Consider the following 25,330-nt stretch of genomic DNA (forward strand, 5'->3'; position numbering starts at 1 on the left):
ACAAAGCCTCCCGCACGGCGACGCCCCGCGGGAGGTCCGACGTCAAACAGACGGTACCCTACGCCTCAGACTTCTTGGCGTAGATAAACCAGTAGCCGAGCGCGACCAGAACCGCACCGCCCACGATGTTGCCCAGCGTGGCGGCGGACAGGTTAAACGCAATGCCCGCGGCGTTGAGCGCATCGGCGCCGGCGACGTCGGCACCATAGCCGCACGCGTGCATCACGGCACCCATGGGCAAAAAGTACATATTGGCAACGCAGTGCTCAAAACCGCAGGCCACAAAGGCGGCGATGGGCAGTAGAATGCCCACGACCTTATCGACCACGGTCTTGCCTGCGGTACCGATCCACACGGCCAGGCACACAAAGATGTTACACAGGATGCCGCGGAAGAAGATCGTCAGCCAGTCGATCGTCACCTTGCCGGCGGCGACACTCACCATGGAATTGGCGACCGCCTCGCCGTTGAGTTTGTAAATGCCGGCCATGTACACCAAAAAGACGATGAACAGGGCACCGGCAAAGTTGCCAAGCCACACGACGACCCAAGCCTTGAGCATCTGGACCAGGGTGATCTTTTTGCTCTTGAGCGCGCAGACCATAAGCGAATTACCGGTAAACAACTCGGCGCCACACACCAGCACCAGCACCAGGCCCAGGCAAAAGCACAGGCCGCCCACGACGCGCTGGGCACCCCAGCCCAGCGTGCTGTCGCTCAAAAACACCGTAAAGAACAGACCGCCGAAGGCAATAAACGCACCGGCGAACATTGCCAACAGAAAGGCCTGAGCGACCGGCAGGTTAGCCTTGGTCACACCGGCGGCCTCGGTCTTGGCCTCGATCGCGGCGGGCGCCAGGCAATCGGGGGCAGGGTACTCCACCTTGGAATCTGCCATGTCAATCACTTCTTTCCTAATCACCAGGGCAAGCGCTGCTACAGCTCCTGTCCCAAGCGGACAAAGTGGGAAAAGTCGTTGGCGGCCACGGCGTCGTACACGGCGTCAACGGCGTCAAAGACTTCCGGGGACATGGGGTTGTAGAACTCCGTGTCGCCCGGCTGAATCCCTATGAAGAAGATATCATCGCACGATTGCTCGATTTCTTCGATCAGAATCGACAAAGGGAGCGAATGCGTGGTGAACATCGACTTGCGGGCTACGTCGCGTTTGTCGAGCAGGCGGATGGAACCGACGGGCAGCGCCATGCCTGCGGCATCAACCAAAACCAAACGCGGCGGACGCTCGCGCTTGACCTCGATGATGCCATCCTCGGGCGTCTGACCGCCATCGATGGTGTACCAACCGGCGATGGGTGCGTGCTCCATCTTTTTGGAGAGCACGGGGCCGGCGGCATCGTCGGCGCGCAGCACGCTTCCCGCCGTGAGCACGATACCCGCAAACGGGGCGCCGTTCACACGTCCATCCACAACGCGACCCATTACTGCAACCTCCCCGTCAGATACGCGCCCGACAGCAGCTGTCCATCTTGATGAATTCCAAGGACCGAGAATAGCATCCTTGCATATGACTGCGGAAAATGTTTGCCTTTATCGAGCATGGCCAACCCTATAACCATCACGGTGGAGAGAATACCATCACGCTATCGCATGCTTCCGTCCGCAGGCCTTGCCAAAAGCTGACCAAAAGCTTGACGTCGCAGATCAGGGCTTCAGAAAATATTTCCACTCTCGGTAGACGGCCACTGCGACCCTCCCAACGGCGTCATAATCCAACCTTACAAATAGTTGCGGTGAAATACGGACTACATGGGCCATAAAAGCCGGAAAACAGTCCGTATTTCACCGCAACTTAGGAGGGGATGTGGGGTCCACGGCAGGTATATGAAAATGGCTCTGGCACCAAATGGAACCAAAGCCCTTAAAACTATCCTATGGAGCGGGCGACGGGAATCGAACCCGCGTCATCAGCTTGGAAGGCTGGGGTTCTACCATTGAACTACGCCCGCAAGATATGGTCGGGACGACAGGATTTGAACCTGCGACATCCTGCTCCCAAAGCAGGCGCGCTACCAAACTGCGCCACGTCCCGAAGGTGTTGAGCAGCTAAGGTCTAAACCTTGCGTGTCCCAAAGCGAAGGAAATTATAGGGGAGACTTCCCTCCTGTGCAAGCGACGATACCCTAGCTCCTCGAATGTGTGACAAACTGGCTATGGAGCAGGCCAATCACAAACGCCACAACGGCGGCCGGCGCCCACGCAGCGCCGATATCTGCCAGCGGCAGCGCATCGAACGGCATCCACGCGCCCGCAAAGAACGCGTCGCGGACCGAGGTGATCACGCTCTGTACCGCGACAACGCCGCCGACCCAGACCCACACCTGCGGATGCGCGTCGCAAAAGCCGTGCACCAGGCCCATAAGCACCAGCACGATGGCAACGGGATACAGGGCATTGAGCATAGGCACCGAGAACATGAGGATCGCGTCGAGGCCCACGTTGGAGAGCACGCACGAAAACGCCGCGAACACAAAGGCGAGAACCGCAAAGGGACGGCGCATAGCCTCCTCGGGAGCCTCCGCTCCCCCTTCGACCACATACGTCTCGCAGAAGTAGCGCGAGCAGCAGCTGATGAGGCCGATGCACACGTTCATGCAGGCGAGGAAAAAGATCGCAAAGACCACGACCGTGCCGACAAGGCCAAAGTGCATGGAGGCAGAACGGGCAAGGATGGCAGCGCCGTTGGTGGCATCGGGCACAACCGTGCCGAGCTGCATGCCGGCAAGCGCCAGGCCGCAGTAGATGATGGCCATGAGCGCGCCGGCGATCACACCGGAACGCGAGATCTCGAAGGCCACGCGCTTGTCATCGGTCACGCCCAGCTCGTGGATGGTCTCGGCGATGATAATGCCAAAGGCGAGCGAAGCGAGCAGGTCCATGGTTTGATAGCCGGTCAAAAAGCCCTGCACGGCAGCGCCTGCATCGTAGGGAGCCTGCGGCGCGCCAGCGGGACCCAACGGCGAGACCACGGCGGCACCCACGACCAGCACGATGAGCGCAATGAGCGCGGGTCCCGTAATGCGACCGAGCACGCGCGTGATAACGCCCGGACGCAGCGTGAGCGCAAACGCGACGACAAAGAACCCGATGGCAAACACCAAACGTGCCGTGCCGAGCGAGACGCCCTCCGGCAGCAGCGGCACCAGCATCTCGAAGGCCGTGGAGCTCGTGCGCGGAATAGCCAGGCACGGGCCGATGGCTAGATACACCGCCGCAACGAAGAATTCGCCAAACTTAGGATGCACACGCCCGGCCAGCTCGCGCGCCGTTCCGGCAAGCGCCACGGCGATAAAGCCCATGACGGGCAGGCCGATGGCGGCGATGAGAAAGCCGAGCATGGCGAGCGGCGTGGCAGAGCCTGCCTGCAGCGCCAACAGCGGCGGAATAATGAGGTTGCCGGCGCCAAAGAGCATCGAGAACAGGGCGATGCCGACGGTAACGACATGGTCGGAGCGCAGGCCGCGCGGGGCGGATGAGGCCATGGGACCACCTTTCGGGTCGAAACAAAAACGGAACGGGCAAAAGACCCGTCCCGCAAGTATATACGCTCTAGCAGGCTAAATCGCGGAGCGCGTCAATCGCGGTGTCGACTTCCCTGTCCGTGTTGAAATACCCAAACGAGAAACGAACGACACCCTGGCGCTCGGTCCCGAGCGCGCGGTGCATGAGCGGAGCGCAATGGGCGCCGGGGCGCGTCGCAATCCCCCACCCCTGCATGAGCGCGTCCGAAATCTGGGCAGAGTCGATATCGCCCACGTTGAGTGAGACGATCGCCGAGCGCACGGGCTGGTCAAAGGCACCGTAGAGCTTAATCCCCGGAATCTCGCGCACGCCGGCAAGGAAGCGCTCTGCAAGCGAGCGCTCGTGCGCCGCAATCGCCTCGACCCCGCCTTGCGCCTCGATAAAGTCGAGGCCGGCAGAAAGACCCGCGATACCGTGACCGTTGAGCGTGCCCGCCTCAAGGCGCGTGGGCCACTCAAGCGGCTGCAGCGCATCGAAGCTGTGCACGCCCGTGCCGCCCATGGCCCACGGTGCCACGTCAATGCCTTCCGCCACGGCTAGGCCGCCGGTGCCTTGAGGTCCCATAAGCCCCTTGTGGCCGGTAAAGCACACCACGTCGAGCCCCATGGCATCCATGTCGATCTTCGCCGTGCCGGCAGACTGCGAGGCATCGACGATCACCAGCGCACCTGCCGCATGGGCCATGGCCGCTACGCGCGCAATGTCGACCGCGTTGCCGGTCACATTGGAGGCGTGCGTCACCACCACAGCACGCGTGTCCGGCGTAACCAACCGCTCGAGCTCGTCGTAGTCGAGCACGCCGTTCGCGTCGCAGCCCGCACGCTCAACCGCCACACCCTGTTCCGCCGCCAGGCGATTGAGCGGGCGTAACACCGAGTTGTGCTCGAGCACCGTCGTGACCACACGGTCGCCGGGGCGCACCACGCCACAGATGGCGGTGTTGAGCGCAGCCGTGGAGTTGGGCGTAAAGCACACATGGTCCGCTCTCGGGCAACCCAAAAGGCGCGCGAGCTTAGCACGGCAACCGTGAATCGTACGAGCCGCATCGAGAGCACCCGACGTGGCGCCGCGCCCGGCATTGCCGAGCGAGCACATCGCCTGCGTCACGGCATCGATGACCGTCTGCGGCTTATGCATGGTCGTCGCCGCGTTATCCAGATAGATCATCGCACGACCTCCCACATGTCAATCACCGTAAAGCCCTCGGTGGGAACACCAGCTGCGGCAAGCTCGGCGCGCAGCAGCTCCTCATCGGCAGGCAACGCCTTCCACGCCAAGCCGCAGCCGGCAGCGACCTCCCCGGGCACGGGAATCGTGCGCCCGAGAAGGCCGCGCTCGATGCATAGGGTCTCGCACCCCATGGCGGCCGCCGTGGTGGGAAACGTGATGACAAGCGCCGGACGCTTCTCCCTCATGGCAACTCCAACCAATACGCTACGGGCGCACGACGCGCACGGCCTGCTCCATCTTCTCCACGATCACGTACATGTTGGTGACCTCGCCCACCGCAAGCTGGTCTTTAATGCCAAAGTGGTCCAGGCAGGTACCGCAAGTGAGAATCTCGACGCCCTGCTCGGCCAGGCCCTTCAGGTCATCGAGCACCGGAGAGCCCTCGACGGTGAGCTTGGCGCCGCCGTTGTAGAACAGCATGGTCGCGGGCAGCTCCTCCTGCTGCGTCACGGCAAAGATAAACGCCTTCATGAGCTTGTGGCCCAGCTCGTCGTCGCCGCGGCCCATGCAGTCGGTGTAGACGGAAATGACGAGCTCGCCCTTGCCGGCGCTGGCATCACAGAAGGCAGCGCCATCCTGCTCGGGATCAGCCACGGCAACGGCACCGGCGGTCGCCACGGTCACGTGCCACTCGGCGTCAGAAACCTTCTCGACCGAGGCCGTGCAGCCCTTCTCCTGCGCCATCTTGGAGATGTTCTTGACGGCGGTCTCGTTATCGACCGAGGTCACGACAACGCCCTCGCCATCGAGTTGCTTGAGCGCCTTAAGCGTCTTGACGACGGGCAGCGGGCAGGCATCGCCCATGGCATTGACTTCAATCTTGGTAGACATAGCTTTTCCTTTCGAAAGAACCGTTCTAGAGAACGGTAAACAGTTACATAAACGTGCGGGCTAGCGGACAACGTGGACGGCAGGACCGCCTGGCACCGGCTCGCACACGCGGCCGACGACGGAGGCGATACGTCCTTCGGCATGCAGACGGCGCGCAAGCTCATCCACATCGGCAGCAGGTGCCGCGATAAGCAGGCCGCCCGAGGTCTGCGGATCGTACAGCGCGTCGAGCATCCCCGGCTCCAGGTCCTCGTCGACCGCCACGCGCGAGCCAAAGAAGTCCTGGTTGCGGTAGGAGCCCGCGGGGATAATGCCCAGACGTGCCATGTCGAGCACCTGGTCAAAGAGCGGCACCGCCCCCGACACAAGCTCAAGATGCACGCCCGAGCCCTCGGCCATCTCGCACGCATGTCCGATCAGGCCAAAGCCCGTGATGTCGGTGCAGCCATGAAGCTCGAGGTCCTCGGCCAGACGAATCGGAGCCTCGTTGAGGGTCCGCATCGAGTCAAACATGGCAGCGGCCTCGTCCTGTTCGATGAGCTCGCCCTTAATGGCCGTAGTGATGATGCCCGAGCCGATCGCCTTGGTCAGCAGCAGAACATCGCCCACGCGTGCGCCACTGTTGGCGAGCATACGGTCAAGCGCGACAAAGCCACTCACGGACAGGCCGTACTTGGGCTCGTCGTCGTTGATGGTGTGGCCGCCCGCGATGGCACAGCAGGCCTCGACGCACTTGTCGGCGCCACCCGCCAGAATCTGGCCGGCAACCTCAACGCCCAGGCAACTGGGTATGCAAAGCAGGTTCATGGCATGGCTCGGCCGTCCACCCATGGCGTATATGTCCGACAGCGAGTTTGCCGCGGCGATCTGGCCAAACAGGAACGGGTCGTCGACCATCGGTGGGAAGAAGTCGATGGACTGCACGAGGCCCAAGTTATCGCCAACGCAGAAGACGCTCGCATCGTCGGAGGTATCGAACCCCACGAGCAGGTTGTCGTTATGCACATTGGGTAAGTCGCCCAGGACCTGGGCGAGGGCTCCAGGAGCCAACTTAGCGGCTCAACCGCTCGCGGCAGTCATCTGCGTGAGCTTCATGAGATCGTCAGCCATCGATACCTCCTCTCATCGGTCAATCATTTTCTCCCAGTATACGCATGGCGGCGCCGAGAGCGGGCAATTTATCGCACCGGCCCCCTACGCGAGCGCCTGGGCTCGAATGGCCGCACCGATGGCACCGGCAAAGCGGGCCTGGGGCGAGGTGGTGACTGGCGAGCCCACCAATGCGCCAAGACGCTCGACGACATAGGCATTTTCGCACAGACCACCGGTCAGATAGTACGGGGCGCCCGCGTCTTGCGAGGCCATGGTCGCCACACGCGACACGACGCTCTCGATCACGCCACGCGCAATGTTCTCGCGCGGCTCGCCGCGGCCGATCAGGCTAATGACCTCGCTCTCGGCAAACACCGTGCACATGCTGCTGATCTTGGTGGGCTCGCCGGAACGCGCCAGGTCGGCAGCCACGTCATAGCCAGCCGCTGCCAGTGCCTCGCGCAGCCGCTCGGAAGCATCGACCGAGGAGAACCCGGTTGGCTGCACGCAGGTCCACGTCACCGAATCCACCCCATCGACCACAGCGGCCTTAGCCGCCGTAGAAGCCCTCGAGCTCCTCCTTGAGCAGGCGGCACTCCTCGTACCAGCCTTCACGCTCGTAGGCGCGGTCGCGACCCTGAGGAAGATGCAGAATGTGCGTGCGCTTAAGCTCCCCCAGCAGCTCGTACATCTTCTTCTTGCCGTCGCAGGTGGTCTCGCCGATGATCATGTCGCTAAAGTACGTAAACGGGCACTTTTGCGAGTAGGCAAAGCCGTACGTCGACTTGATGAGCGGGCAGAGGTTTGACGGCAGCACCTTCTCGGCCTCGGGAATCACCTCGTCGGACGTACCGCACAGAGCCACGCTTGCAGCCCCCGCGGCATCGTCGTACGACAGCATCGTGTGCCGTCGTTTAATAAATTATTATCTTGATTGATAAGAGTTTGTCATCCCTTATTCGGCGAACGGCAAGGCAAAGCCGCCGAGGCTTATATCCCCGACGGCATTACCCGGCGCTATCGACAGACCAAATGGATCCTACTGGCATCAAAATGCATGCGCAGCGTCTCGCCCGCTTGCGGCAGCCCGTCGACAGGTACGCTCACCTTGTTGACCTTCCACTGCAGACGCGTGGGCGCATCGACGCGCGGCGCATCCAACAGCACCAGCCGCTCAAAGCGCGAATCGCTCACGCGGGCCACATGCAGGTCGTAGCTGTTGCGACCCCGCTCGGCACGGTTGTCAACATGGAAGTAACTTGCGCGAATGCCCAGGTACACCACATTATCGGGAACCTCGCGACCCACGTTAAAGGTCATGCCCCAGTCGAGCGCCTCAACTTCTTCGTCGCCAATCTTTCGTGCGCGGCTTGTGTTCTTACACCCCGTCAGGCGCAGTGTCGCCAGCGTCTGCGGACGGCGGACCACGTCCTCGACAGAACCGATCTCCTCGACGCGCCCGTTATGCATCACGCAGATGCGCTGGCAGAGGCGGCACGCTTCGTCGATGTCGTGGCTCACGTAGAGCACGGTGCGGTTACAGACGTCGAACAGGTCGAGCATGTTCTGCTCGAGGGCGCTCTTAAGATAGGAATCAAGCGCGCTCATGGGCTCGTCGAACATAAAAATGCCCGGATGCGCCGCCACCATGCGGGCGAGCGCCACGCGTTGCTGCTGACCGCCCGAGAGGCGTGCGGGATAGCGGTCGGCAAAATCTGCCAGACCGAAAATGCCCAGATAGCGCTCGGCGAGCTTTTTGCGCGCGGCGGCGTCGCCCGCATCCTTTACGCCGGCGCATACGTTATCGGCCACCGTCATGTTGGGAAAGAGCTGATAGTTTTGGAACAGCAGGGCACACTTTCGCTCCTGAGGCGACAGGTTGATGCCCGCCGCCGAGTCAAAAAAGGTCATGCCGTTGACGACGATCTTGCCCTCGTCGGGCGTCTCCACGCCGGCAATGCAGCGCAGCGTGCAGCTCTTGCCGCAGCCCGAGGCGCCCAGCAGCGCCACACGCTCCTCGCCGGCCTCAAGCTGCATGTCGAGCGTAAACCCGGGATAGTGCTTTTTGATGTCCAGAACGAGCGACATGGCCTATCGACCTCCCTGCAAAGCGGCGTCATCGCGCATGAGCTCGACCAGTGCCTCGCGATCGATACGCAAGGCATCGCCGCCCGCCGGATCGAGCGAATCGCCCTGTCCAGCGAGATCTTTGGCCTGCTTGCGCTCCGCACGGGAAAGGCCCCGTTCGCGATACTTTTGCGAATGAGCGGTGTACATATTGATGAACAGAATGACCAGGAAGCTGAACGCAATTACAACCACGACCCAAAAGAGGGCCACCGACGTGTTGCCGCCCATCCACTCAAAGTAAATGGCGATGGGAATGGTCTGCGTAATGCCGGCGTAGTTGCCCGCAAAGAACAGGGTGCAGCCAAACTCGCCCATCGCGCGGGCAAAGGCGAGCACCGTGCCGGCGGCGATGGAGGGCCAGCCGAGCGGCATCATGAGCTTGGCAAAGATGCGACGTTCGGACCATCCCAGCGTGCGCGCCGCATCGAGCATCTGCGTGTCGAGGCTCTCGAAGGCACCGAGTGCCGTACGGTAGACCAGGGGAAACGACACCACCACGGCAGATATCACCGCCGCCGGCCACGTAAAGACGATCGAGATGCCGTGCGCGATAAGCCACTGGCCCACCCCGGTCGAGCGGCCAAACAGCATGAGGAGCAGAAAGCCGCAGACCGTGGGCGGCAGCACCATAGGAATCGTAAAAACCGAATCGAGCAGGCCCTTGATGCGACTCGAGGTACCCATAGTCTTCCACGCGGCGAACAGCCCCAGCGCAAAGGAGATCAGCAGGGCAAGGCCGCTCGTTTTTATGGACACCCAAAACGGGCGATAGTCGATGTCGCCAAAGAAGGCTGCGGCGCGCTCCGCCAGCGACGGCGGCACCGTCGTCGACACGTCCGTATACCGCACAAGGGCGGCGTTATCACTCCACAGGACGCCGTCACCCAAATCTAGCTCGGCATTCGCGGCGTCGGCGGCATTCACTACCGTGTAGTAATCGCCGTTGCCGCCCTTCACCTTAAACTGATAGCGGTAATCGCTCTGCACCAGCGCGTTATCCGAGGTAAAGACCCATTCGAGATTAGAGTCCTCCAGCAACGCCCCACCCATGGAATGCGACTTGTCGAGCCCCACGAGCATCTTCTTGAGCGCCTTTTGGTCATCTGCCTTTGAGATATCGAGCCCCGCGTCTTTGGCGGCATGGGCGTCGAGCCAGACCACGATGCTCTCAGGCGTCGTCACCGTCACGAGGGTCGTCTTCTTGTAGATAGGAAAACGGTAACCCTCGGGCTGACCCGCAAACGAACGGGCTGTGCCCTTGGCATTGCGCTCAAACGCGTTGAGGCCAAACCCGACGCCATCGATAAGCGCGGAATCTTCGGTCGCCTGGCAGCCATCGGCGGTGGTGAAGAGTGCCTCGGCCCGAGCAACCCCGGGCGGTGCGGTCAGCACGCACAGAACCGCAGCCAGCACGGCGAGCAGGCGAATCGTTTTCCTTGGCACGGGCGACTCCTCAAACACAGGGCAACGGCGCGCGGACACGCCGGTTCAATCAAAAGGGCGGGCGATCGCGAGAACGCCCGCCCTCAAGCATATCGTTATGCAGCGATGTTGCGAACTACGCGGAAAGCTCAAAGCCGTACTTAGCCCAAACCTTCTGGGCTTTCTTGTTGGTCAGGCAGAAGTCGATGAACGCCTTGGCCTCGTCGGCGTGCTCGGAGCTATCGGCGACAGCGCCGGGATACACGATGGGCTTGTGCGAGTCCTCGGGGCACACGAAGGTCTCCTCGATGCCGTCGTAGCGGAAGATATCGGAGCTGTAGACAAAACCGGCCACGCAATCGCCCGTAGAGACGTAAGACGCAGCGGTGCCGACCTTGTCGGCCAGAGCCACCTTGTCGGCGAAATCGGGCGCATACTCGCCGTCGTCGCCCTCGGTGCCGGTGTAGAGGCCCACGGAGGCCAGGGCCTGGTTGGCGTACTTGCCAGCGGGAACGGTCTTGGCGTCGCCGATGGCGATCTTGCCGTCCAGGTTCGCGACGTCGGCGATGGCCTCGACCCTGGTGTCGGAGCCCTCGGCGCGAATGATCACGAGGTCGTTGACGAACATGTCCTCACGCGTGTCGGCGTCGACGAGCTCGGCGGCCTCGGCGTCATCCATGGTGCCCTTGGAGGCCGTGATGAGTACGTCGACGGCGGCACCGGCGCGCATCTGCTCGACAAGGTCGCCAGAAGCCTTAAACTGCGTGTCGGCAAACGTGGTGCCGGTCTGGTCGGTATAGAGCTTCTGAACCTCGGACAGGGCCTTCTCGAGCGAGTTGGCAGCAAAGACTTGCAGCTCGACAGCCTTCTTGGAAGATGCCTTAGCAAAACCGGCATCGGAGCCAGTCGGCCCAGACGTCTTGCTGCCGGAACAGCCGGCAAGGCCAAGGCCGGCAGCGGCGACAGCGGAAAGTGAAACGAACCCGCGGCGAGAAACCGTATCGAACATGTTCAACCCTTTCGAACGCTACGCCCGGGCACCCCGCCGCAAGCTTTATTCTGTTACTAGATTATACTTTTGCACGAATAGTGTTTGTGATAAATATTTCTCGTCTAATAATTTTCCTTTACCGATAACCACGAGACGGCCCGCACTGTCGCTGCATAAAAAAGGCGGAGCAGCCCGTAAGGTCACTCCGCCGCAGGTAATGCGCTTATTTGGCGTGCCCGCCCCCCGCCGTCATTTGAGCTGCGTGCTCCAGCTGGTCGCTCACAGCCTCCCAGCTTTCGCGGGCCGCTTTCGTTGATCCCGGAAAGTTGATGACAAGCGTATGCCCACGCTGCATGCACACGGCGCGCGAAAGCATAGCGCGGCGCGTCTTGGTCATGGAGTACGCACGGATTGCCTCTGCAATACCCGGTACATCGCGGTCGCAGACGGCACGCGTCGCCTCGGGCGTCACGTCACGCATCGAAAGGCCCGTGCCGCCGCAGGTGAGCACGACATTGGCGTGGCACTCATCGGCCGCTTCCACAATGGCATCACCGATCTCGCTGACGTCGTCGCGCACGACCACATGTGAGGCGACCGTCCAGCCCTGCGCCGCGATGAGCTCCTCGAGCGCAGCACCCGCCTCGTCCTGGGCAAGATCGCGCGTATCCGAGCACGTCACAATCGAAATCTTCAACTCCATAGCATTCCTCCTATAGCACCGTGCCCTCAGGCAAGTCGACACGCACGACATCCACGACGTCGCCCGCCTTGAGGTCACACGAGCCTTCGTCAATACGCAGCAGGCAGTTGGCCCGCTGCATCGTGCCGAGCAGCGCCGAATTCTGCGTCTTGGCCTCGGTCACCAACAGCTCACCGGTCTCGGGGTCGCGCAAAACCGTGGCACGATCGAAGAAACGGCGATGCTGTCGCTTCTTCACGCCGTGTGTGAGCTTCGCCTGCTGCACGGGACGCACGCCCTCGGCAAAGCCGCGCATCTTGCGGATCGCCGGGCGGGCGAGCATCTCAAAGCCCACATACGCCGCCGCGGGATTGCCCGAAAGTCCCAAATATGGCTTGCCCCCCAGCAGGCCAAACGTGATGGCCTTGCCGGGACGCATCGAGATGCGGTCGAACAGCACCTCGCCCTCGCGCCGAACGAGCGCCGTCACATAGTCGTAATCACCCGCAGAGGCGCCACCACTCGTAATGACAAAATCGCACTCCTGCGCGGCACGATGCACCAGCTCGGCAATCGCCTGCTCATCATCGGGCGCAATGCCGTAGAACACGGGCTCGGCTCCTGCATCGAGCGCCTCGGCCATCAACGCCGACGAGTTGGAGTCGCGAATCTGCCCGCGCGCCGGCACGTTACTCGGTGCGACCAGTTCCGTCCCCAGCGAGATAATGCCCACGCGCGGCGCGGCATGCACCTTCACGCTCGCATACCCGGCGCTCGCCAGCAAGCCGGCGCCCGCCGGAGCCACAACCTCTCCAGCGTACATCACGACGTCGCCAGTATGCGCTTCCTCAGCAGCCGATCGAACGTTCTCCCCCACCTTGGCCGGCGCCGAGAATCTCACACGCGAACCCTCGTTGCCGTCACCGTCGAGCACATCGACGATCTCGTACTTCACCACGGCATCGGCACCTTCGGGCACCGGCGCGCCCGTCATGATACGAACCGTGTCGCCCGCGCCGATTGCACCCTCAAAGACATGGCCCGCTGCCTCGTGCCCGATAACGTCGAGCGTCACCGGCGCCTCGCCAGATGCCTGCACCAAGTCCGCCGAGCGCACGGCATATCCGTCCATAGCGCTGTTAGCAAACGGCGAAATGTCGATATCGGCCACCGCGTCCTCGGCCAAGGGAAGGCCGGCGGCCTGCCACACGGGAATCTCGACGAGATCGGTCGGAGCAACGTGTGACAGAACAATCGACTGCGCGTCCTCCAGCGGAATGAGCTTCTCTGCCATATGCACCTCTTAATGCCACAGCGCACAACGGGGGCGCCAATTCTTTATGCTTGTCTCAGTATAATCCCCTGCCGCACGACGGCGAAACGACCCACGTTCTCGAATACACCTGTCGGCCGCAAGCCGCGAAACAGAACCGAAACCAACCTGCCGGTTTGTCACGTTTGGCACGTTCTATAATGCTCGTGTTGCAACCTAAAAGAGGAACGTATGGCTTTTACCGACAAACCCGAAAGCGCAAACGAGGCGCAGGATCATTCCCAGCCGCTCGACGACGACGGCTTTTTCTCCCTTAACGACGTCATCATGGCAGGCAGGCAACAGCTCACCCGCTCCGAGCATCTCTTGGCTGCCGACACGCGCCGCAATGCCCACAACCTACTCGCGAGCGCTAAGTTGCTCGTACTCGTCGTCATCGTCTCGCTCGCCATGGGCGTTGCCGCTTGGGCGTTTTTGGCCTCGTTGAATATCGCGACCGACTATCGCGAGCACCATACGTGGATCTACGCCATGCTTCCCGTTGTGGGCGTTGCCACCGCATGGGTGTACAAAAACCACGGTCTTGCCGCCAAACGCGGTAACAACCTGGTCATCGACTCCGCTCTGGGCACACGCCTCATCCATAAGCGCATGGCCGTCCTCACCTTCGTCTGCTCCACGCTCACGCACCTAACGGGCGGATCGGCCGGTCGCGAGGGAGCCGCGGTGCAGATTGGCGGCACCATCGCCAGCAACATCTCAAGCCTCGCCCACCTCAAAAAGCATGACCACCACGACCTCATGCTCGCCGGCATCTCGTCGGCCTTTGGCGCCGTATTCGGTTCGCCCCTTGCCGGAGCTTTCTTTGGCATGGAGATGTGCTTTATCGGCAAGATCGACTACACCGCAGGGATCTACTGCCTGGTCGCCTCGTTTACCGGCTACTTTACATCACTCGCCCTGGGTACCGAGTACGAAGCGAATGCCATCGCCAGCGTTCCCGCCATGACGCCCAAAACGGTCGTTATCGTTGTTATCAGCGCCATTATCTTCGGTCTGACGGCACGCCTCTTTGCCTGGTCGGTTCGAACCGTCAAGAGCCTGTACGGTCGCTTTATCACCAATTACCTCGTTCGCGCACTTATAGGCGCACTCGTGGTTTTGGCTGTCTATTCTCTCCTCGACGCCTGGGACTACGCCGGCCTTTCCACGTGGCTTTCGGGCGCCGGGTTTGCCGGCAACACCACCCTCGCCGACGCCGCCATCAAGCTCGTCGTAACGGCACTCACCCTGGGTGCCGGTTTCCAAGGCGGCGAGGTCACGCCCCTGTTTGGCATCGGTGCGGCACTCGGTGGCTGGATCGGTTGCCTTACCGGGCTCGACCCCAGTTTTCTGGCGGCTCTCGGCATGCTCGGCGTGTTCTGTGCCGGCCTTAACGTGCCCATCACCACCTGCATGATGGCCATCGACCTGTTCCACGGCACGGCCGCCGGGTTCTTTGTCATCGTGGCCTTTATCAGCTACCTCGCCGGCGGACACCGCGGCGTGTACCCTGCCCAGCGCATCATCTCACCCAAACGCCGTTCGCTTATAGTGGATGAGGGCGGTACGGTAGCAGATGCTATCGAGCGCCACAACGACCTGATAGAGTAGACGTAAGTATTCGCCGTGCAGCCACAATCGGGGGCAATTCGACCCGAGCGCGACCGCACCGTCACGCCATACGCCGGGAGTCGCCCATGCACGCAACTGAATTTGGTCGAACGCTCATCATCGCCAACCCAGCCGCCCAATCGGGTGCGGCGCGCGAAGTTGCCGAGCGCCTGCAACGCTTTTTGGACATGACTGCACGCGCATCCCAGTTTGACCTGGTATTGACCGAGCGTATGGGGCACGCCAAGGAGCTGGCCGCACAGGCTCAGGGCTATCGCACCGTTATCGCCCTTGGCGGCGACGGCGTGATCCACGAGGTCCTCAACGGGCTTATGGCACAAAAGGAGGACGCCCGCCCCGCTCTTGCCATCCTACCCGTGGGTTCCGGCAACGATTTTGCCCAAACGCTCGGTATAGAAGATTTCTCCGGCAAGGATTTTGGCGCGCTGCTCACCTGCGAGCTGCAGCGTCAGGACATCGGTCGCATTCGCTCATGGAACCCTGCAAGCGGTAGCGGCGAGGCTTCCGTTGAGTACTACGACCAGACGCTCTCCGTCGGTATTGACGCCGCCATCGGCCTGGGCACCACCGAGCTGCGCAAAAAGACGGGCCTCACCGGCGCTCCGCTCTACACCCTCTCGGGACTTGAACAGTTTGGCCTGCGCTATCGCAACTACCCCATGACAGTCAGCTTTGACGGCGCGCCCGCCGAGCGCGTGAGGGCGATCATCATGGCGATTCAGCTGGGCCCCACCTATGGCTCGGGCTATCGCATCTGTCCCGACGCCGACCCGTGCGACGGCATGCTCGACGTTTGCTATGCCTGCGGCCCCGTTCCGCGCGCGGTCGCGCTTCCCATGTTCCTTTCGGCCAAGGACGGCCACCATACCAAGTTGCCGCCGGTTTGCATGCGTCGCTGCCGCCATGCCGAGCTTACCTTTGAGGAGCCCGACTACCCCATCCAGGCCGACGGCGAACCTGTTATCGCCTCGCGCATCGAAGTCGACATCCTACCCGGCGCCCTCCAAGTCTGGCGTCCAACCCGCTAACCACCCCTAAGTTGCGGTGAAATAGGGACTGTTTATGCAGGTAAAGCCGCAAAACAGCCCCTATTTCACCGCAACTTATCGAGAACATCACTCCTCCCCGCCCGGCTTGCGGCGGTTGGCCTTTTTAATGGCGTTGAAGTGCTTATCATTAAGTCTGCGCTGGCGAGAGCGCTGAGGCACTTTGGTCTTTACGCGTCGACGCGGTGGATGCCCGCGACGCTCAAGCTCAGCGCGTAGCTTACGCAAACAGCAGCTACGATTTTGGAACTGACTGCGACTCTCGCGCGCCGTCACGGTAATCCCCGTAGGGATATGTTTCATGCGCACCGCCGAGTCCGTCGTGTTCACGCCTTGCCCACCCGGACCCGTCGCGCGAAACACCTGCATCTCGCAATCGCGCGCCAGCTCCTCGACCGACATCTCGGCATAGCGCGCATACTCACGCCATCCCATCTTGTTCTCATCCATATCAACACCTCCCCTCATACAAAAAATGTGACAAAGGGACACCCCCTTTGTCACATCGCATACCAATCGCTTGTGTTGCGCGCTTAGGCGAAGGTGATCTCGCCGTTCTCACAGTCCATATCGGCGATACGGGCCAGGCTCTCAACACGGAAGCCGCGCTCGCGGAGCTTATCGCCACCGCCCTGGAAGCCCTTCTCCACCGCAATGCCAATGCCTGACACCTCGGCACCCGCAGCCTCGCAGATCTTGATAAGACCCTCGAGCGCGCATCCGTTGGCCAGGAAGTCGTCGATAATCAGGACCTTGTCGCCCTCGGACAGGAAGCGCTTGCCAACGATGACCGGGTACTCCTTCTGCTTGGTAAAGGAATAGATGGTCGTGGCATACTGCTCGCCGTCGAGGTTGATGGACTGCGCCTTCTTGGCAAAGACCACCGGCACGCCGCCAAAATGCTGGGCTGCAATGCAAGCCATGCCAATGCCCGAAGCCTCGATCGTAAGGATCTTGTTAATCTCGACATCCTCGAACAGACGGGCCCACTCGGCGCCCATGTGGTCAAACAGCTCAACGTCGCACTGGTGGTTGAGGAAAGCATCAACCTTAAGGACATTACCGGCCTTTACGATGCCGTCATGGCGAATACGGTCCTCAAGCTCCTGCATGGCGCAACCCCTTCTCGCGGCAACGATACCGCGCGATTAATAAACGTTGTTCGATAGTCTACCACGGACCGACCCCCGCCCGCCCCACAAGCCGCATCGCACCACAAAGCCGCATCGCCGCACAAGCCGCAAGCAGATAAACCGAGCTTACCAGCTGAATGCGATCGAGGCCCACGCCCGGCCCCTTTTGCATCACGGGCAGCGCCACGGTCACGACGGTCGAATCCAGACACACCATAAACGTCATGATGAGCACCGTAAACAGAATCGCCCATTTGTTCTTGCCATGGGTGTCTCCCTCAACAGCGATGTGTTCGCGGCGCAGCTGCTCTGCGGTTTTCTCCATATCCATCCTTTCGAGTGGCGCAACACAAAAACGGGGCCCCAATCGCCTGCAAACAGTCGCGATTGGGGCCCCGCCTACGGTATCGGAGCTAAAGGTCGCCGAAGCTTTCTGCCGGCATCGGCGCCTTGCACGAACGCTAGCCTAGCACTGCTCAAGCGCCTGCTCAAGGTCGGCAATCAGATCGTCCGTGTCCTCGAGGCCGCACGACAGGCGCACCATGTCGGCGGAGATGCCACAGGCGATAAGCTCCTCATCGTTCATCTGGCGGTGCGTGGCGTTAGCGGGATGCAGGCAGCAAGTGCGGGCGTCGGCCACATGCGTGGCGATCTGAGCGAGCTTGAGGCTCTTCATAAAGGTCTCGGCCGCCGCGCGACCACCGTTAAAGCCAAAGCTCACAACGCCGCAGGTGCCGTTGGGCATGTACTTTTGAGCTAGGTCATAGTACTTGTCGCCCTCCAGACCCGGATAGCTCACGAAGCGCACCTTGGGATGGCTCTGCAGGAACTTGGCAACAGCCAGGCCGTTCTCGCAATGACGCGGCATGCGCACATGCAGGCTCTCGAGCGAGCTGTTCAGGAAAAACGCCGCCTGCGGGTTCTGCATGGGGCCGAGGTCGCGCATGAGCTGAGCGGTTGCCTTGGTAATGAAGGCGCCCTCGCGACCGAACTTCTCGGCATAGGTCACGCCGTGGTAGCTCTCATCGGGCGTGGTGAGACCCGGGAACTTGTCCGCATGGGCCATCCAATCAAACTGGCCGTGGTCGACGATCACGCCGCCCAGGCAGGCCCCATGTCCATCCATGTACTTGGTGGTGGAGTGCGTAACGATATCGGCGCCCCACTCAAAGGGACGGCACATCACGGGCGTCGGGAAGGTGTTGTCGACCATCAGCGGCACGCCGTGGTCATGCGCGGCCTTGGCAAAGCGCTCAATATCGAGCACGGCAAGGGCGGGGTTGGCGATCGTCTCGCCAAAGACGAGCTTGGTATTGGGCTCAAAGGCTGCCTCGAGCTCCTCATCGGTGCAATCGGGGGCAACGAACGTACAGGTAACGCCCATACGACCCATGGTATGGGCAAGCAGGTTGTAGGTACCGCCGTAGATGGCCGAGCTTGCGACCACATGATCGCCGGCGCCGGCCACGTTAAAGATCGCGAGGAAGTTCGCAGCCATGCCCGAGCTCGTGAGCATCGCAGCGGTGCCGCCCTCCATCTCGCAGATCTTGGCGGCAACCAGATCGCACGTAGGGTTCTGCAGACGGCTGTAGAAATAGCCAGACTCCTCCAGGTCAAACAGCTTGCCCATGTGCTCGGACGTGTCATACTTCCACGTGGTGGACTGGTAGATGGGCACCTGGCGCGGCTCCGCATCTCCCGGGTGATAGCCGCCCTGAACACATGTCGTACCGATGGTCTGCTCGCTCATATCTAGCTCCCTTGCCTGGGTTACATTTTTATCCGGTTCACGATACCGCTACCCCGCACCCCTCTCAACCCATCCCCAAGGTAGGTTATGAGACAAATCAACAGGGGGCATTTATCGCAGATCTTGGCAATTATTCGATAGATAAAAATGAGGCATACATGAGGCTTTCGATGAACAAAAGCGTCGGCAAGGGTACCATAGGCGAGTACACCGTTACCGAGGAGACAACGATGAAGCAAATCGATACTGCCCAGCTCGACATCACCGCCTGTCAGGCTCAGGCTGCCGAATACCACGCCCGTGGCTTTAACTGCGCACAGGCCGTCGCCTGCACGCTCGCACCCGCCGTCGGGCTCGACCCCCAGATCGCCTTTATCCTCACCGAGGGCTTTGGCGCCGGCATGGGCGGCATGACCGAGACCTGCGGCGCTATCTCGGGCGCCGTGGCCATCATGGGCTTTGTAATGAGCGACGGCATGGATAACCCCAAGACCAAGGGCCAGACCTACAAGCTGTCGCGCGAAATCGCCAAGCGTTTTGGCGAGAAGAACACGACGACCGTCTGCGGTACGCTCAAGGGCATCGGATCGGACAAGGGTCCGCTCCGCAGCTGCCCCGGCTGCATCGACGATGCCGTCGAAATCGCCTGCGATGTGCTAAAGCAGCTCGCCGAGTAAACGACAGCAACATAAAACGACGGCCGGCGCGCTTGGGATTCATCCAAAAGCACGCCGGCCGTCGTCGTTAGAACTTCGCAAACTCGGGAGCGCCGACCTCAATCTCCTCGCGCCCTGCCATAAGCTCGCGCATCTTAGCGCAAAACGGCTCCTGCTCCCCCGCCTTAAACACCAAATGAATCGTCACGGCATCCGCGTAATCGGTATCCGAAACCTTGGCACCCGAATCCTGGGCCAAGCGAAGCACCTGCTCATACTGTGGATAGGCCACATGCACGTCAACCGGCACGACACTCGTCATCTCGACGATCTGCCCGGACTCCTGAGCCGAGGCCACCGCCGCCTGCGTCGCCGCGGTATAGGCGCGCACCAAGCCACCAGGCCCCAACAGCGTGCCGCCAAAATAGCGCGTCACTACGCAGCAAACATTTTTGAGCCCCGCACCGCGCAGCACCTCGAGCGTCGGCATACCGCTCGTGCGGCTCGGCTCACCATCATCGCTCTGGCGCTCGCGTCCATCGACCAAAATCCACGCGGGCACATTATGTCGAGCGTCGTAATGACGCTTGCGAACCATCTCGATAAAGGCATTCGCCTCATCCTCGGACTCAATATGGACCAGCTGGGCAATAAACCGGCTCTTGCGGTCCACAAACTCGCCCGAAGCCTCAATATTCGATTGCAGAGTAAAATAGCTGTCCAACAAAGCCCCTCAACAAAACTAAGCGCGGCAACAAACAGCTCAATAATACGGCAAAGACAGCACCGTTGTCCTCGCCAACAAGAGCGGAAACGCCAATGAGGCCGTCACCAACAGCGAGAACCCGTCAGCGCGAGCAAGGTGCCTTGAAAGACGAGATTGCAACAGAAACGAGGCTGCCGATGACCAGGCAAAAACAGCGAGATGCCAAGAACGGAACCGCCGATGATTCCGTCAACGAAAGCGAGAACCCGTCAGCGCGAGCAAGGTGCCTTGAAAGACGAGGGCATTGACCTTATGGTCATGCCCGAAGGCTTGAAAGGCAGATTGTCGCGCTGACGGGTTCGCAGCGTCAACAAAGTGCCGAGTGGGCCTATAAGCCGGGTTCTGTCGTGAACGGTCATTTATCTTGTCTGCACGTTACCGTGCAGCTCCACGCACGCTACCCGAACGCGGACCGGGCCGGCCCATAGCGTTCCTATTCGCGCTTGCTCCGGATGGGGCTTGCCAAGCCGCCGTGTTGCCACGACGCTGGTGGTCTCTTACACCACCGTTTCAGCTTTTCCCTTTACGCCTTGCGGCGCAGGTGGGAGTCTTCTTTTCTGCGGCGCTTTCCGTCGGATCACTCCGCCCGGCCGTTAGCCGGCATCCCGCCCTCTGGAGCCCGGACTTTCCTCACGCGTGCCGCAAGCAGCACATCGCGCGACCGTCTGGCCCACTCAGCAGTGCAAGAGTGTAACACACCGTTGCCGCAGGCAAAGGCACAACACAAGCGTTCGACACGATATACCAAGAACCATGCCATGCGGTACAATAGGGTCGTCGATGGGCAACGTCGTCAGTCGAGACGCGACCGCGCTCCGCACCCCTCCGTCTACTCGGTGCGTTCCCGCCTCCTCCCCGAGGCGGGATGTCGGCATTTTTCATGCACCAACAACCCAATAGCCCGTGAACAGCCTAGGCGGCATTGTACACGGGCGGCATCGCGCACCTCAGCAACAAATGCAAAAAGGGACCCGTCCATTGCGGACGGATCCCTTAAAACAAGTGATCGTCAAACCGATTTACTCGGCGTCGGTCTCCTCGTCCTTCTTCTCGGAAGGCAGCGGGGTGACCTCGATCTCAACGCCCAGAGTCTCAGCAGCAGACTTCATGGACAGGGAGATACGACGACGGTCGAGGTCGATCTCCATGACCTTGACCTGAACCTTGTCGCCCACGTGGGTGACCTGAGAAGGCTGGTCGACGTGCTTGTTGGCCATCTCGGAGATGTGCACCAGGCCCTCGATGCCCTCGCCCAGGTCGACGAAAGCGCCGAACGGGACAAGCTTGGTCACAGTGCCCTCGACGATAGCGCCGACGGGGTACTTCTTGACCAGTGCGCGCCACGGATCCTCGGTGGTCTGCTTGAGACCCAGGGAGATGCGCTCGCGGTTGAGATCGACGTCGAGAACCTCGACCTCGACCTCCTGGCCGACCTTGACAACCTCGGAAGGATGGTTGACGTGGTTCCAGGAGAGCTCGGAGATGTGGATGAGGCCGTCGATACCGCCGAGGTCGACGAAGGCGCCGAAGTCGACGATGGAAGAAACGGTGCCCTGGAGACGCATGCCAGACTTGAGCTTGGACAGGATCTCGGAGCGCTCGGCCTTACGGGACTCCTCAAGCACGACGCGACGGGAGAGAACGACGTTGTTGCGGTTGCGGTCCATCTCGATGACGCGGGCCTCGATGCGGGTGCCCATGTAGGAGGTGAGGTCCTTGACGCGACGGAGGTCGACGAGGGAAGCGGGCAGGAAGCCACGCAGGCCGATGTCGAGGATCAGGCCGCCCTTGACAACCTCGATAACCTCGCCCTCGACGTTCTCGCCGGAGTTGAACTTCTCCTCGATGCGGTTCCAAGCACGCTCGTACTCGGCACGCTTCTTGGAAAGGACCAGACGACCGTCCTTGTCCTCCTTCTGGAGAACCAGGGCCTCGATGGAATCACCGAGTGCAACGATGTCTGCAGGGTTAGCGTCCTTGCGGATGGACAGCTCGCGGACCGGGATAACGCCCTCGGACTTGAATCCGATGTCAACGAGCACCTCGTCATGCTCGATCTTAACGACAGTACCGTTAACGAGATCGCCCTCATCAAAGTCGGTAATCGTACCGTCGATGAGGTTGTTCATCTCCTCCTCGTTGACATCGTCAAGAGAGAAAATGGACGAGTTCTGAATCTCACTCAAAGGTGGACCCCTTTCGAACTACGGGGCCCCGATTGCTAGGACCTACAGAAGGGTGCGACAAGCACACAACGTTTAGGAACACTCGGGAGCCGACAGATACTAATGTGACGCTTATGCAATCACGTTCGTATAGGTTACGTGGAAATCACTTCGATTTCAAGCGTGAACTGCGATTTTTTACTCGTATGGAGACTTTTTCGCAATCTTGTGAACGACCGTCTCCATAAGTTGACGATGAGCAGCTAGGCACACTGCTTTGGGGTAAAGTATCCCAGACATACGATTCTGGAACGATTTTTCGAGAAAGGTGCCCGCGTGCTCAAAGCAGTCGTTTTCGATATGGACGAGACGCTTCTTAGCATCAACCTCAACGCGTTCATCCTTCGCTATTTTAAGGATGTCTCGTCGATGCTCGCGGATATCGGACGTCGCAGCCGCGGGGGCACGATGGCGCGCCTCGGCACCATCCTGGTCGACCTCAACGCCAATCGCCGCAGCAGCACGGACAATCGCACCAATCTTGAGTTTTACCAGACCGAGGTCGAGCGCCGGTGCGGCATTTGCCTCTCGGACCCACTTATCTACGAGGCGTTTACCTACTACGATCACGAAGTTCTGCCGTACAAGAACGATGACATGATCAACGCAAAAGCCATGCCGGGTGCGCACGCCGCGCTTCAAGCCGTACAGGACGCGGGGCTGCGCTGCGCGCTCTTCACCAACCCCAGCTTTCCCCAAGGGGCCATCGAGTGCCGCATGGGCTGGGGCGAGCTGACAGACGCGCCCTTCGAGCTCGTAACGCACATGGGCAACGCCACGCGCTGCAAGCCCGATGCCACATATTATCTAGAGCAGCTGCAGGTCATGGGGCTCGAGCCGCACGAGGTCCTTATGGTGGGCAACGATCCCAAGCGCGATTTCCCCAGCCCCGCCTGCGGCATTCAAACCGCCTATGTGGGCCAAGGAAAGCCCGGCCGAGCCACCTGGCGTGGAACCATGGAAGACTTCGCCCGCGACTTTAACGCCGTAGTAGAAGCCTTCTACGAGCACCAAATAGCCGACGAACTAAGCTAGTCCCCAAATCAGGAATGGGGCGCACGTTTGCCCCACGCTTCGTTACGTGGGCAACGGCTTGAGGGCAAGAAGCGATGCCCCAGTGTCCTAGGCCGTGATCATTTTGACGCGTTCGCCGATTTTGGAGTCGCGCCTGTCGGAAATAACAGTAAAGCCCTCCAGGTCGCACACCTTTACATTTGAAAACACGTGGAACTTGGAGCTATCGGCGAGTACGTAACTCGCCTGGGAATTCTGCATCACGATACGTTTTTTGATAGCCTCGGGATAACCTGGCGTCATGATACCGCGGTCCTCGTCCACCGCGTTGACACCTATAAACGCCCGGTCAAAGTACAGCTCGCGCAGCGCGCTCTCAACCATAGGACCGGTGAGCGAGCAGGTAACGGGGTTGAAGTCGCCGCCAATTACCACCACCTTAGCAGCAAGCTCGCCCGTAAACCGACATGCATAGCCGTTGGTGGTGTAGATAGTCACCGGCTTGTCGACGAGCAGGCTCAGGAGCGCCGTCGCGGTGGTACCGGAGTCGACAGCGAGATGAGACCGTCACGCCCGAAGACCCCGCTTTCGCCGCCGAGGAGCGCGCGGCGCACGCGGCCCATGAGGAGCGGCTCGAGCATATCGAGGGGCTCCTTCCCAAGAAGGGAAACGACCCTGCGGGACGACACGGCGAAAACCATCGTTGATTCCGGCAAGAGACGCCGTTTCTCTGGTAGCTTCATCTTCAACCAAGACCGACAATGCCGGCCAGGCACTCAACCCAAAAGGAGACAGCATGCCCAACGAGCTCAGCTATGAGGTCAGCCTCGAGCGCAGCAACCAGATCCGCGCCGACCTGCCGCAGCACCCCGAGAAGTACACCATGCTCACCGGCGACCGCCCCACCGGCCGCCTGCACCTCGGCCACTACTTCGGCACGCTCAAGAGCCGTGTCGAGCTGCAGGACATGGGCGTCCACACCAACGTGCTCATCGCCGACTACCAGGTCATCACCGACCGCGACAGCACCGACAACATCTAGGACAACGTCTACAACATGGTCATCGACTACCTGGCCTGCGGCCTGGACCCCGACAAGACGATGATCTACACGCACTCCGCCGTGCCCGCCGCCAACCAGCTCATGCTGCCGTTCCTGTCGCTGGTCTCCGAGGCCCTGCTGCAGCGCAACCCCATCGTCAAGGCCGAGATGGAGGCCAGCGGCCATGAGCTCACCGGCCTTTTGCTCACCTACCCCGTGCACCAGGCGTGCGACATCTTGTTCTGCAAGGGCAACGTGGTGCCGGTCGGGCGCGACCAGCTGCCGCACATCGAGCTCACCCGCACCATCGCACGCAAGTTCAACAACCGCTACGGCAAGGTGTTCTCCGAGGTCGACGCGCTGCTGTCCGACACGCCGCTGCTGCCCGGCCTTGACGGGCGCAAGATGAGCAAGTCCTACGGCAACGCCATCAACATCTCCATGACCGCCGAGGAGACGGCCAAGCGCATCAAGAAGAGCCAGACCGACGGCGAGCGCATGATCACGTTCGACCCCGAAGCCCGTCCCGGTGTGTCCGGCCTGCTCTCCACCGCCGCCATCTGCACCGGCCGCTCCGAGGTCGAGATCGCCGAGGAGATCGGCATGGGCGGCGCAGGCGCGCTCAAGAAGTACGTCACCGAGAGCGTGAACGAGCACTTCGCCCCCATCCGCGCGCGCCGCGAGGAGCTCGTGCAGGATATGGACTACGTCAAGGACGTGCTGCACGAGGGCAACCGCCGCGCTAACGAGGTCGCCGAGGCCACGCTCGCCGAGGTACGCGAAGCCATGGGAATGGTGTACTAAGCCATCCGGCTCGCGGAAACGCGCCGCGA

Annotated in this window: 25 protein-coding genes, 2 tRNA genes, 1 other RNA gene and 1 pseudogene; 5 read left to right on the forward strand and 24 right to left on the reverse strand. The window is 61.2% G+C overall.

Annotated elements, in window-relative coordinates:
* Positions 1–58: 58 nt before the first annotated feature.
* From ACTQXO_RS03430 to ACTQXO_RS03505, 16 genes are all read right to left on the reverse strand, one after another.
* The gene (locus tag ACTQXO_RS03430; protein ID WP_441031815.1) at positions 59–898 is read right to left on the reverse strand and encodes a formate/nitrite transporter family protein; all 840 of its coding nucleotides are present in this window, start codon (positions 896–898) and stop codon (positions 59–61) included.
* Between the two features lie 38 nt (positions 899–936).
* Positions 937–1,440, reverse strand: a complete 504-nt coding sequence (gene hycI / locus ACTQXO_RS03435) for a hydrogenase maturation peptidase HycI (protein ID WP_441031817.1) — start codon at positions 1,438–1,440, stop codon at positions 937–939.
* Positions 1,441–1,893: 453 nt separating this feature from the next.
* A tRNA-Gly gene (locus ACTQXO_RS03440) sits at positions 1,894–1,967 on the reverse strand.
* 6 nt (positions 1,968–1,973) lie between these two features.
* A tRNA-Pro gene (locus ACTQXO_RS03445) sits at positions 1,974–2,050 on the reverse strand.
* A 91-nt stretch (positions 2,051–2,141) separates the two neighbouring features.
* Positions 2,142–3,500 carry a branched-chain amino acid transport system II carrier protein gene (brnQ, locus tag ACTQXO_RS03450; protein WP_441031819.1) on the reverse strand — a complete coding sequence of 453 codons (1,359 nt, stop codon included), beginning with the start codon at positions 3,498–3,500 and terminating at the stop codon, positions 2,142–2,144.
* A gap of 67 nt (positions 3,501–3,567) precedes the next feature.
* Positions 3,568–4,707: an aminotransferase class V-fold PLP-dependent enzyme gene (locus ACTQXO_RS03455; RefSeq protein WP_441031821.1), complete on the reverse strand. Its 1,140-nt coding sequence runs from the start codon at positions 4,705–4,707 to the stop codon at positions 3,568–3,570.
* Complete coding sequence (locus tag ACTQXO_RS03460; RefSeq protein ID WP_441031823.1) at positions 4,704–4,955, reverse strand: DUF3343 domain-containing protein; 252 nt, start codon at positions 4,953–4,955, stop codon at positions 4,704–4,706. Before ACTQXO_RS03460 ends, ACTQXO_RS03455 begins: the two co-directional genes overlap by 4 nt.
* Before the next feature lie 19 nt (positions 4,956–4,974).
* Positions 4,975–5,601 (reverse strand): sulfurtransferase-like selenium metabolism protein YedF, encoded by a 627-nt coding sequence (yedF, locus tag ACTQXO_RS03465; RefSeq protein ID WP_441031825.1) that lies wholly within the window; start codon positions 5,599–5,601, stop codon positions 4,975–4,977.
* Positions 5,602–5,661: 60 nt separating this feature from the next.
* The gene (gene selD / locus ACTQXO_RS03470; protein WP_441031827.1) at positions 5,662–6,711 is read right to left on the reverse strand and encodes a selenide, water dikinase SelD; all 1,050 of its coding nucleotides are present in this window, start codon (positions 6,709–6,711) and stop codon (positions 5,662–5,664) included.
* 84 nt (positions 6,712–6,795) lie between these two features.
* Positions 6,796–7,236, reverse strand: a complete 441-nt coding sequence (locus tag ACTQXO_RS03475) for a BadF/BadG/BcrA/BcrD ATPase family protein (protein ID WP_441545434.1) — start codon at positions 7,234–7,236, stop codon at positions 6,796–6,798.
* 7 nt (positions 7,237–7,243) lie between these two features.
* Positions 7,244–7,594, reverse strand: a complete 351-nt coding sequence (locus ACTQXO_RS03480; protein WP_441031830.1) for a 2-hydroxyacyl-CoA dehydratase — start codon at positions 7,592–7,594, stop codon at positions 7,244–7,246.
* A 116-nt stretch (positions 7,595–7,710) separates the two neighbouring features.
* Positions 7,711–8,781 (reverse strand): sulfate/molybdate ABC transporter ATP-binding protein, encoded by a 1,071-nt coding sequence (locus ACTQXO_RS03485; protein ID WP_441031832.1) that lies wholly within the window; start codon positions 8,779–8,781, stop codon positions 7,711–7,713.
* A 3-nt stretch (positions 8,782–8,784) separates the two neighbouring features.
* Complete coding sequence (gene modB, locus ACTQXO_RS03490) at positions 8,785–10,266, reverse strand: molybdate ABC transporter permease subunit (RefSeq protein ID WP_441031834.1); 1,482 nt, start codon at positions 10,264–10,266, stop codon at positions 8,785–8,787.
* 115 nt (positions 10,267–10,381) lie between these two features.
* A complete protein-coding gene (gene modA, locus ACTQXO_RS03495; RefSeq protein ID WP_441031836.1) occupies positions 10,382–11,254 on the reverse strand; it encodes a molybdate ABC transporter substrate-binding protein in 873 nt (290 codons plus the stop codon).
* 205 nt (positions 11,255–11,459) lie between these two features.
* Positions 11,460–11,939, reverse strand: a complete 480-nt coding sequence (locus ACTQXO_RS03500) for a MogA/MoaB family molybdenum cofactor biosynthesis protein (protein WP_427794485.1) — start codon at positions 11,937–11,939, stop codon at positions 11,460–11,462.
* A 10-nt stretch (positions 11,940–11,949) separates the two neighbouring features.
* A complete protein-coding gene (locus ACTQXO_RS03505; protein ID WP_441031839.1) occupies positions 11,950–13,212 on the reverse strand; it encodes a molybdopterin molybdotransferase MoeA in 1,263 nt (420 codons plus the stop codon).
* A 210-nt stretch (positions 13,213–13,422) separates the two neighbouring features.
* Between ACTQXO_RS03505 and ACTQXO_RS03510 the strand changes: the two genes are divergently transcribed.
* Positions 13,423–14,844 carry a chloride channel protein gene (locus tag ACTQXO_RS03510; protein ID WP_441031841.1) on the forward strand — a complete coding sequence of 474 codons (1,422 nt, stop codon included), beginning with the start codon at positions 13,423–13,425 and terminating at the stop codon, positions 14,842–14,844.
* A gap of 86 nt (positions 14,845–14,930) precedes the next feature.
* On the forward strand, positions 14,931–15,893 hold the full coding sequence (locus tag ACTQXO_RS03515; protein WP_441545435.1) for a diacylglycerol/lipid kinase family protein: 963 nt from the start codon (positions 14,931–14,933) through the stop codon (positions 15,891–15,893).
* A gap of 87 nt (positions 15,894–15,980) precedes the next feature.
* Here ACTQXO_RS03515 and ACTQXO_RS03520 read toward each other — a convergent pair whose 3' ends face one another.
* The 4 genes from ACTQXO_RS03520 to ACTQXO_RS03535 all read right to left on the reverse strand — a co-directional run bounded on the left by ACTQXO_RS03520 (position 15,981) and on the right by ACTQXO_RS03535 (position 18,794).
* Complete coding sequence (locus ACTQXO_RS03520) at positions 15,981–16,361, reverse strand: peptide chain release factor-like protein (RefSeq protein ID WP_441545436.1); 381 nt, start codon at positions 16,359–16,361, stop codon at positions 15,981–15,983.
* 83 nt (positions 16,362–16,444) lie between these two features.
* Positions 16,445–17,023, reverse strand: coding sequence for a xanthine phosphoribosyltransferase (locus ACTQXO_RS03525; protein WP_427727567.1), 579 nt, complete (start codon positions 17,021–17,023; stop codon positions 16,445–16,447).
* 58 nt (positions 17,024–17,081) lie between these two features.
* Entirely contained in the window at positions 17,082–17,369 is a 288-nt protein-coding gene (locus ACTQXO_RS03530) for a hypothetical protein (RefSeq protein ID WP_441545437.1), read from the reverse strand.
* A gap of 141 nt (positions 17,370–17,510) precedes the next feature.
* On the reverse strand, positions 17,511–18,794 hold the full coding sequence (locus ACTQXO_RS03535) for an O-acetylhomoserine aminocarboxypropyltransferase/cysteine synthase family protein (protein WP_154515323.1): 1,284 nt from the start codon (positions 18,792–18,794) through the stop codon (positions 17,511–17,513).
* A gap of 230 nt (positions 18,795–19,024) precedes the next feature.
* On the opposite strand from ACTQXO_RS03535, the gene ACTQXO_RS03540 reads away from it, so the two are divergent.
* On the forward strand, positions 19,025–19,471 hold the full coding sequence (locus ACTQXO_RS03540) for a C-GCAxxG-C-C family protein (protein WP_441545438.1): 447 nt from the start codon (positions 19,025–19,027) through the stop codon (positions 19,469–19,471).
* A gap of 67 nt (positions 19,472–19,538) precedes the next feature.
* Here the strand turns inward: ACTQXO_RS03540 and ACTQXO_RS03545 are convergent, their stop codons facing one another.
* The 3 genes from ACTQXO_RS03545 to rpsA form a co-directional block, all read right to left on the reverse strand.
* On the reverse strand, positions 19,539–20,177 hold the full coding sequence (locus tag ACTQXO_RS03545) for a YigZ family protein (RefSeq protein WP_434292358.1): 639 nt from the start codon (positions 20,175–20,177) through the stop codon (positions 19,539–19,541).
* Between the two features lie 354 nt (positions 20,178–20,531).
* Positions 20,532–20,893: RNase P RNA component class A (rnpB, locus tag ACTQXO_RS03550), an RNA gene on the reverse strand.
* 342 nt (positions 20,894–21,235) lie between these two features.
* On the reverse strand, positions 21,236–22,402 hold the full coding sequence (rpsA, locus tag ACTQXO_RS03555; protein WP_154515317.1) for a 30S ribosomal protein S1: 1,167 nt from the start codon (positions 22,400–22,402) through the stop codon (positions 21,236–21,238).
* Between the two features lie 315 nt (positions 22,403–22,717).
* Here rpsA and ACTQXO_RS03560 point away from each other — a divergent pair, with 315 nt between their 5' ends.
* Complete coding sequence (locus ACTQXO_RS03560) at positions 22,718–23,476, forward strand: HAD family hydrolase (RefSeq protein ID WP_117762867.1); 759 nt, start codon at positions 22,718–22,720, stop codon at positions 23,474–23,476.
* 87 nt (positions 23,477–23,563) lie between these two features.
* Here the strand turns inward: ACTQXO_RS03560 and ACTQXO_RS03565 are convergent, their stop codons facing one another.
* On the reverse strand, positions 23,564–23,953 hold the full coding sequence (locus ACTQXO_RS03565; protein ID WP_233543837.1) for a hypothetical protein: 390 nt from the start codon (positions 23,951–23,953) through the stop codon (positions 23,564–23,566).
* Positions 23,954–24,251: 298 nt separating this feature from the next.
* Here ACTQXO_RS03565 and trpS point away from each other — a divergent pair.
* Positions 24,252–25,301 (forward strand): annotated as a pseudogene (trpS, locus tag ACTQXO_RS03570) (tryptophan--tRNA ligase).
* Positions 25,302–25,330: the final 29 nt, after the last annotated feature.

The organism is Collinsella sp. LCP19S3_D5 (genome assembly GCF_052121415.1).
GTDB lineage: Bacteria > Actinomycetota > Coriobacteriia > Coriobacteriales > Coriobacteriaceae > Collinsella.

What these genes read in the sequence shown, in the direction of transcription:
- ACTQXO_RS03530 (WP_441545437.1), bottom strand. Translation starts at nt 17,369, where the DNA reads ATGGAGAAAACCGCAGAGCAGCTGCGCCGCGAACACATCGCTGTTGAG.
- ACTQXO_RS03525 (WP_427727567.1), bottom strand. Translation starts at nt 17,023, where the DNA reads ATGCAGGAGCTTGAGGACCGTATTCGCCATGACGGCATCGTAAAGGCC.
- modA (WP_441031836.1), bottom strand. Translation starts at nt 11,254, where the DNA reads ATGTTCGATACGGTTTCTCGCCGCGGGTTCGTTTCACTTTCCGCTGTC.
- ACTQXO_RS03485 (WP_441031832.1), bottom strand. Translation starts at nt 8,781, where the DNA reads ATGTCGCTCGTTCTGGACATCAAAAAGCACTATCCCGGGTTTACGCTC.
- hycI (WP_441031817.1), bottom strand. Translation starts at nt 1,440, where the DNA reads ATGGGTCGCGTTGTGGATGGACGTGTGAACGGCGCCCCGTTTGCGGGT.
- ACTQXO_RS03505 (WP_441031839.1), bottom strand. Translation starts at nt 13,212, where the DNA reads ATGGCAGAGAAGCTCATTCCGCTGGAGGACGCGCAGTCGATTGTTCTG.
- ACTQXO_RS03430 (WP_441031815.1), bottom strand. Translation starts at nt 898, where the DNA reads ATGGCAGATTCCAAGGTGGAGTACCCTGCCCCCGATTGCCTGGCGCCC.
- ACTQXO_RS03500 (WP_427794485.1), bottom strand. Translation starts at nt 11,939, where the DNA reads ATGGAGTTGAAGATTTCGATTGTGACGTGCTCGGATACGCGCGATCTT.
- ACTQXO_RS03540 (WP_441545438.1), top strand. Translation starts at nt 19,025, where the DNA reads ATGAAGCAAATCGATACTGCCCAGCTCGACATCACCGCCTGTCAGGCT.
- brnQ (WP_441031819.1), bottom strand. Translation starts at nt 3,500, where the DNA reads ATGGCCTCATCCGCCCCGCGCGGCCTGCGCTCCGACCATGTCGTTACC.
- ACTQXO_RS03520 (WP_441545436.1), bottom strand. Translation starts at nt 16,361, where the DNA reads ATGGATGAGAACAAGATGGGATGGCGTGAGTATGCGCGCTATGCCGAG.
- ACTQXO_RS03460 (WP_441031823.1), bottom strand. Translation starts at nt 4,955, where the DNA reads ATGAGGGAGAAGCGTCCGGCGCTTGTCATCACGTTTCCCACCACGGCG.
- ACTQXO_RS03480 (WP_441031830.1), bottom strand. Translation starts at nt 7,594, where the DNA reads ATGCTGTCGTACGACGATGCCGCGGGGGCTGCAAGCGTGGCTCTGTGC.
- yedF (WP_441031825.1), bottom strand. Translation starts at nt 5,601, where the DNA reads ATGTCTACCAAGATTGAAGTCAATGCCATGGGCGATGCCTGCCCGCTG.
- ACTQXO_RS03515 (WP_441545435.1), top strand. Translation starts at nt 14,931, where the DNA reads ATGCACGCAACTGAATTTGGTCGAACGCTCATCATCGCCAACCCAGCC.
- ACTQXO_RS03510 (WP_441031841.1), top strand. Translation starts at nt 13,423, where the DNA reads ATGGCTTTTACCGACAAACCCGAAAGCGCAAACGAGGCGCAGGATCAT.
- ACTQXO_RS03455 (WP_441031821.1), bottom strand. Translation starts at nt 4,707, where the DNA reads ATGATCTATCTGGATAACGCGGCGACGACCATGCATAAGCCGCAGACG.
- ACTQXO_RS03535 (WP_154515323.1), bottom strand. Translation starts at nt 18,794, where the DNA reads ATGAGCGAGCAGACCATCGGTACGACATGTGTTCAGGGCGGCTATCAC.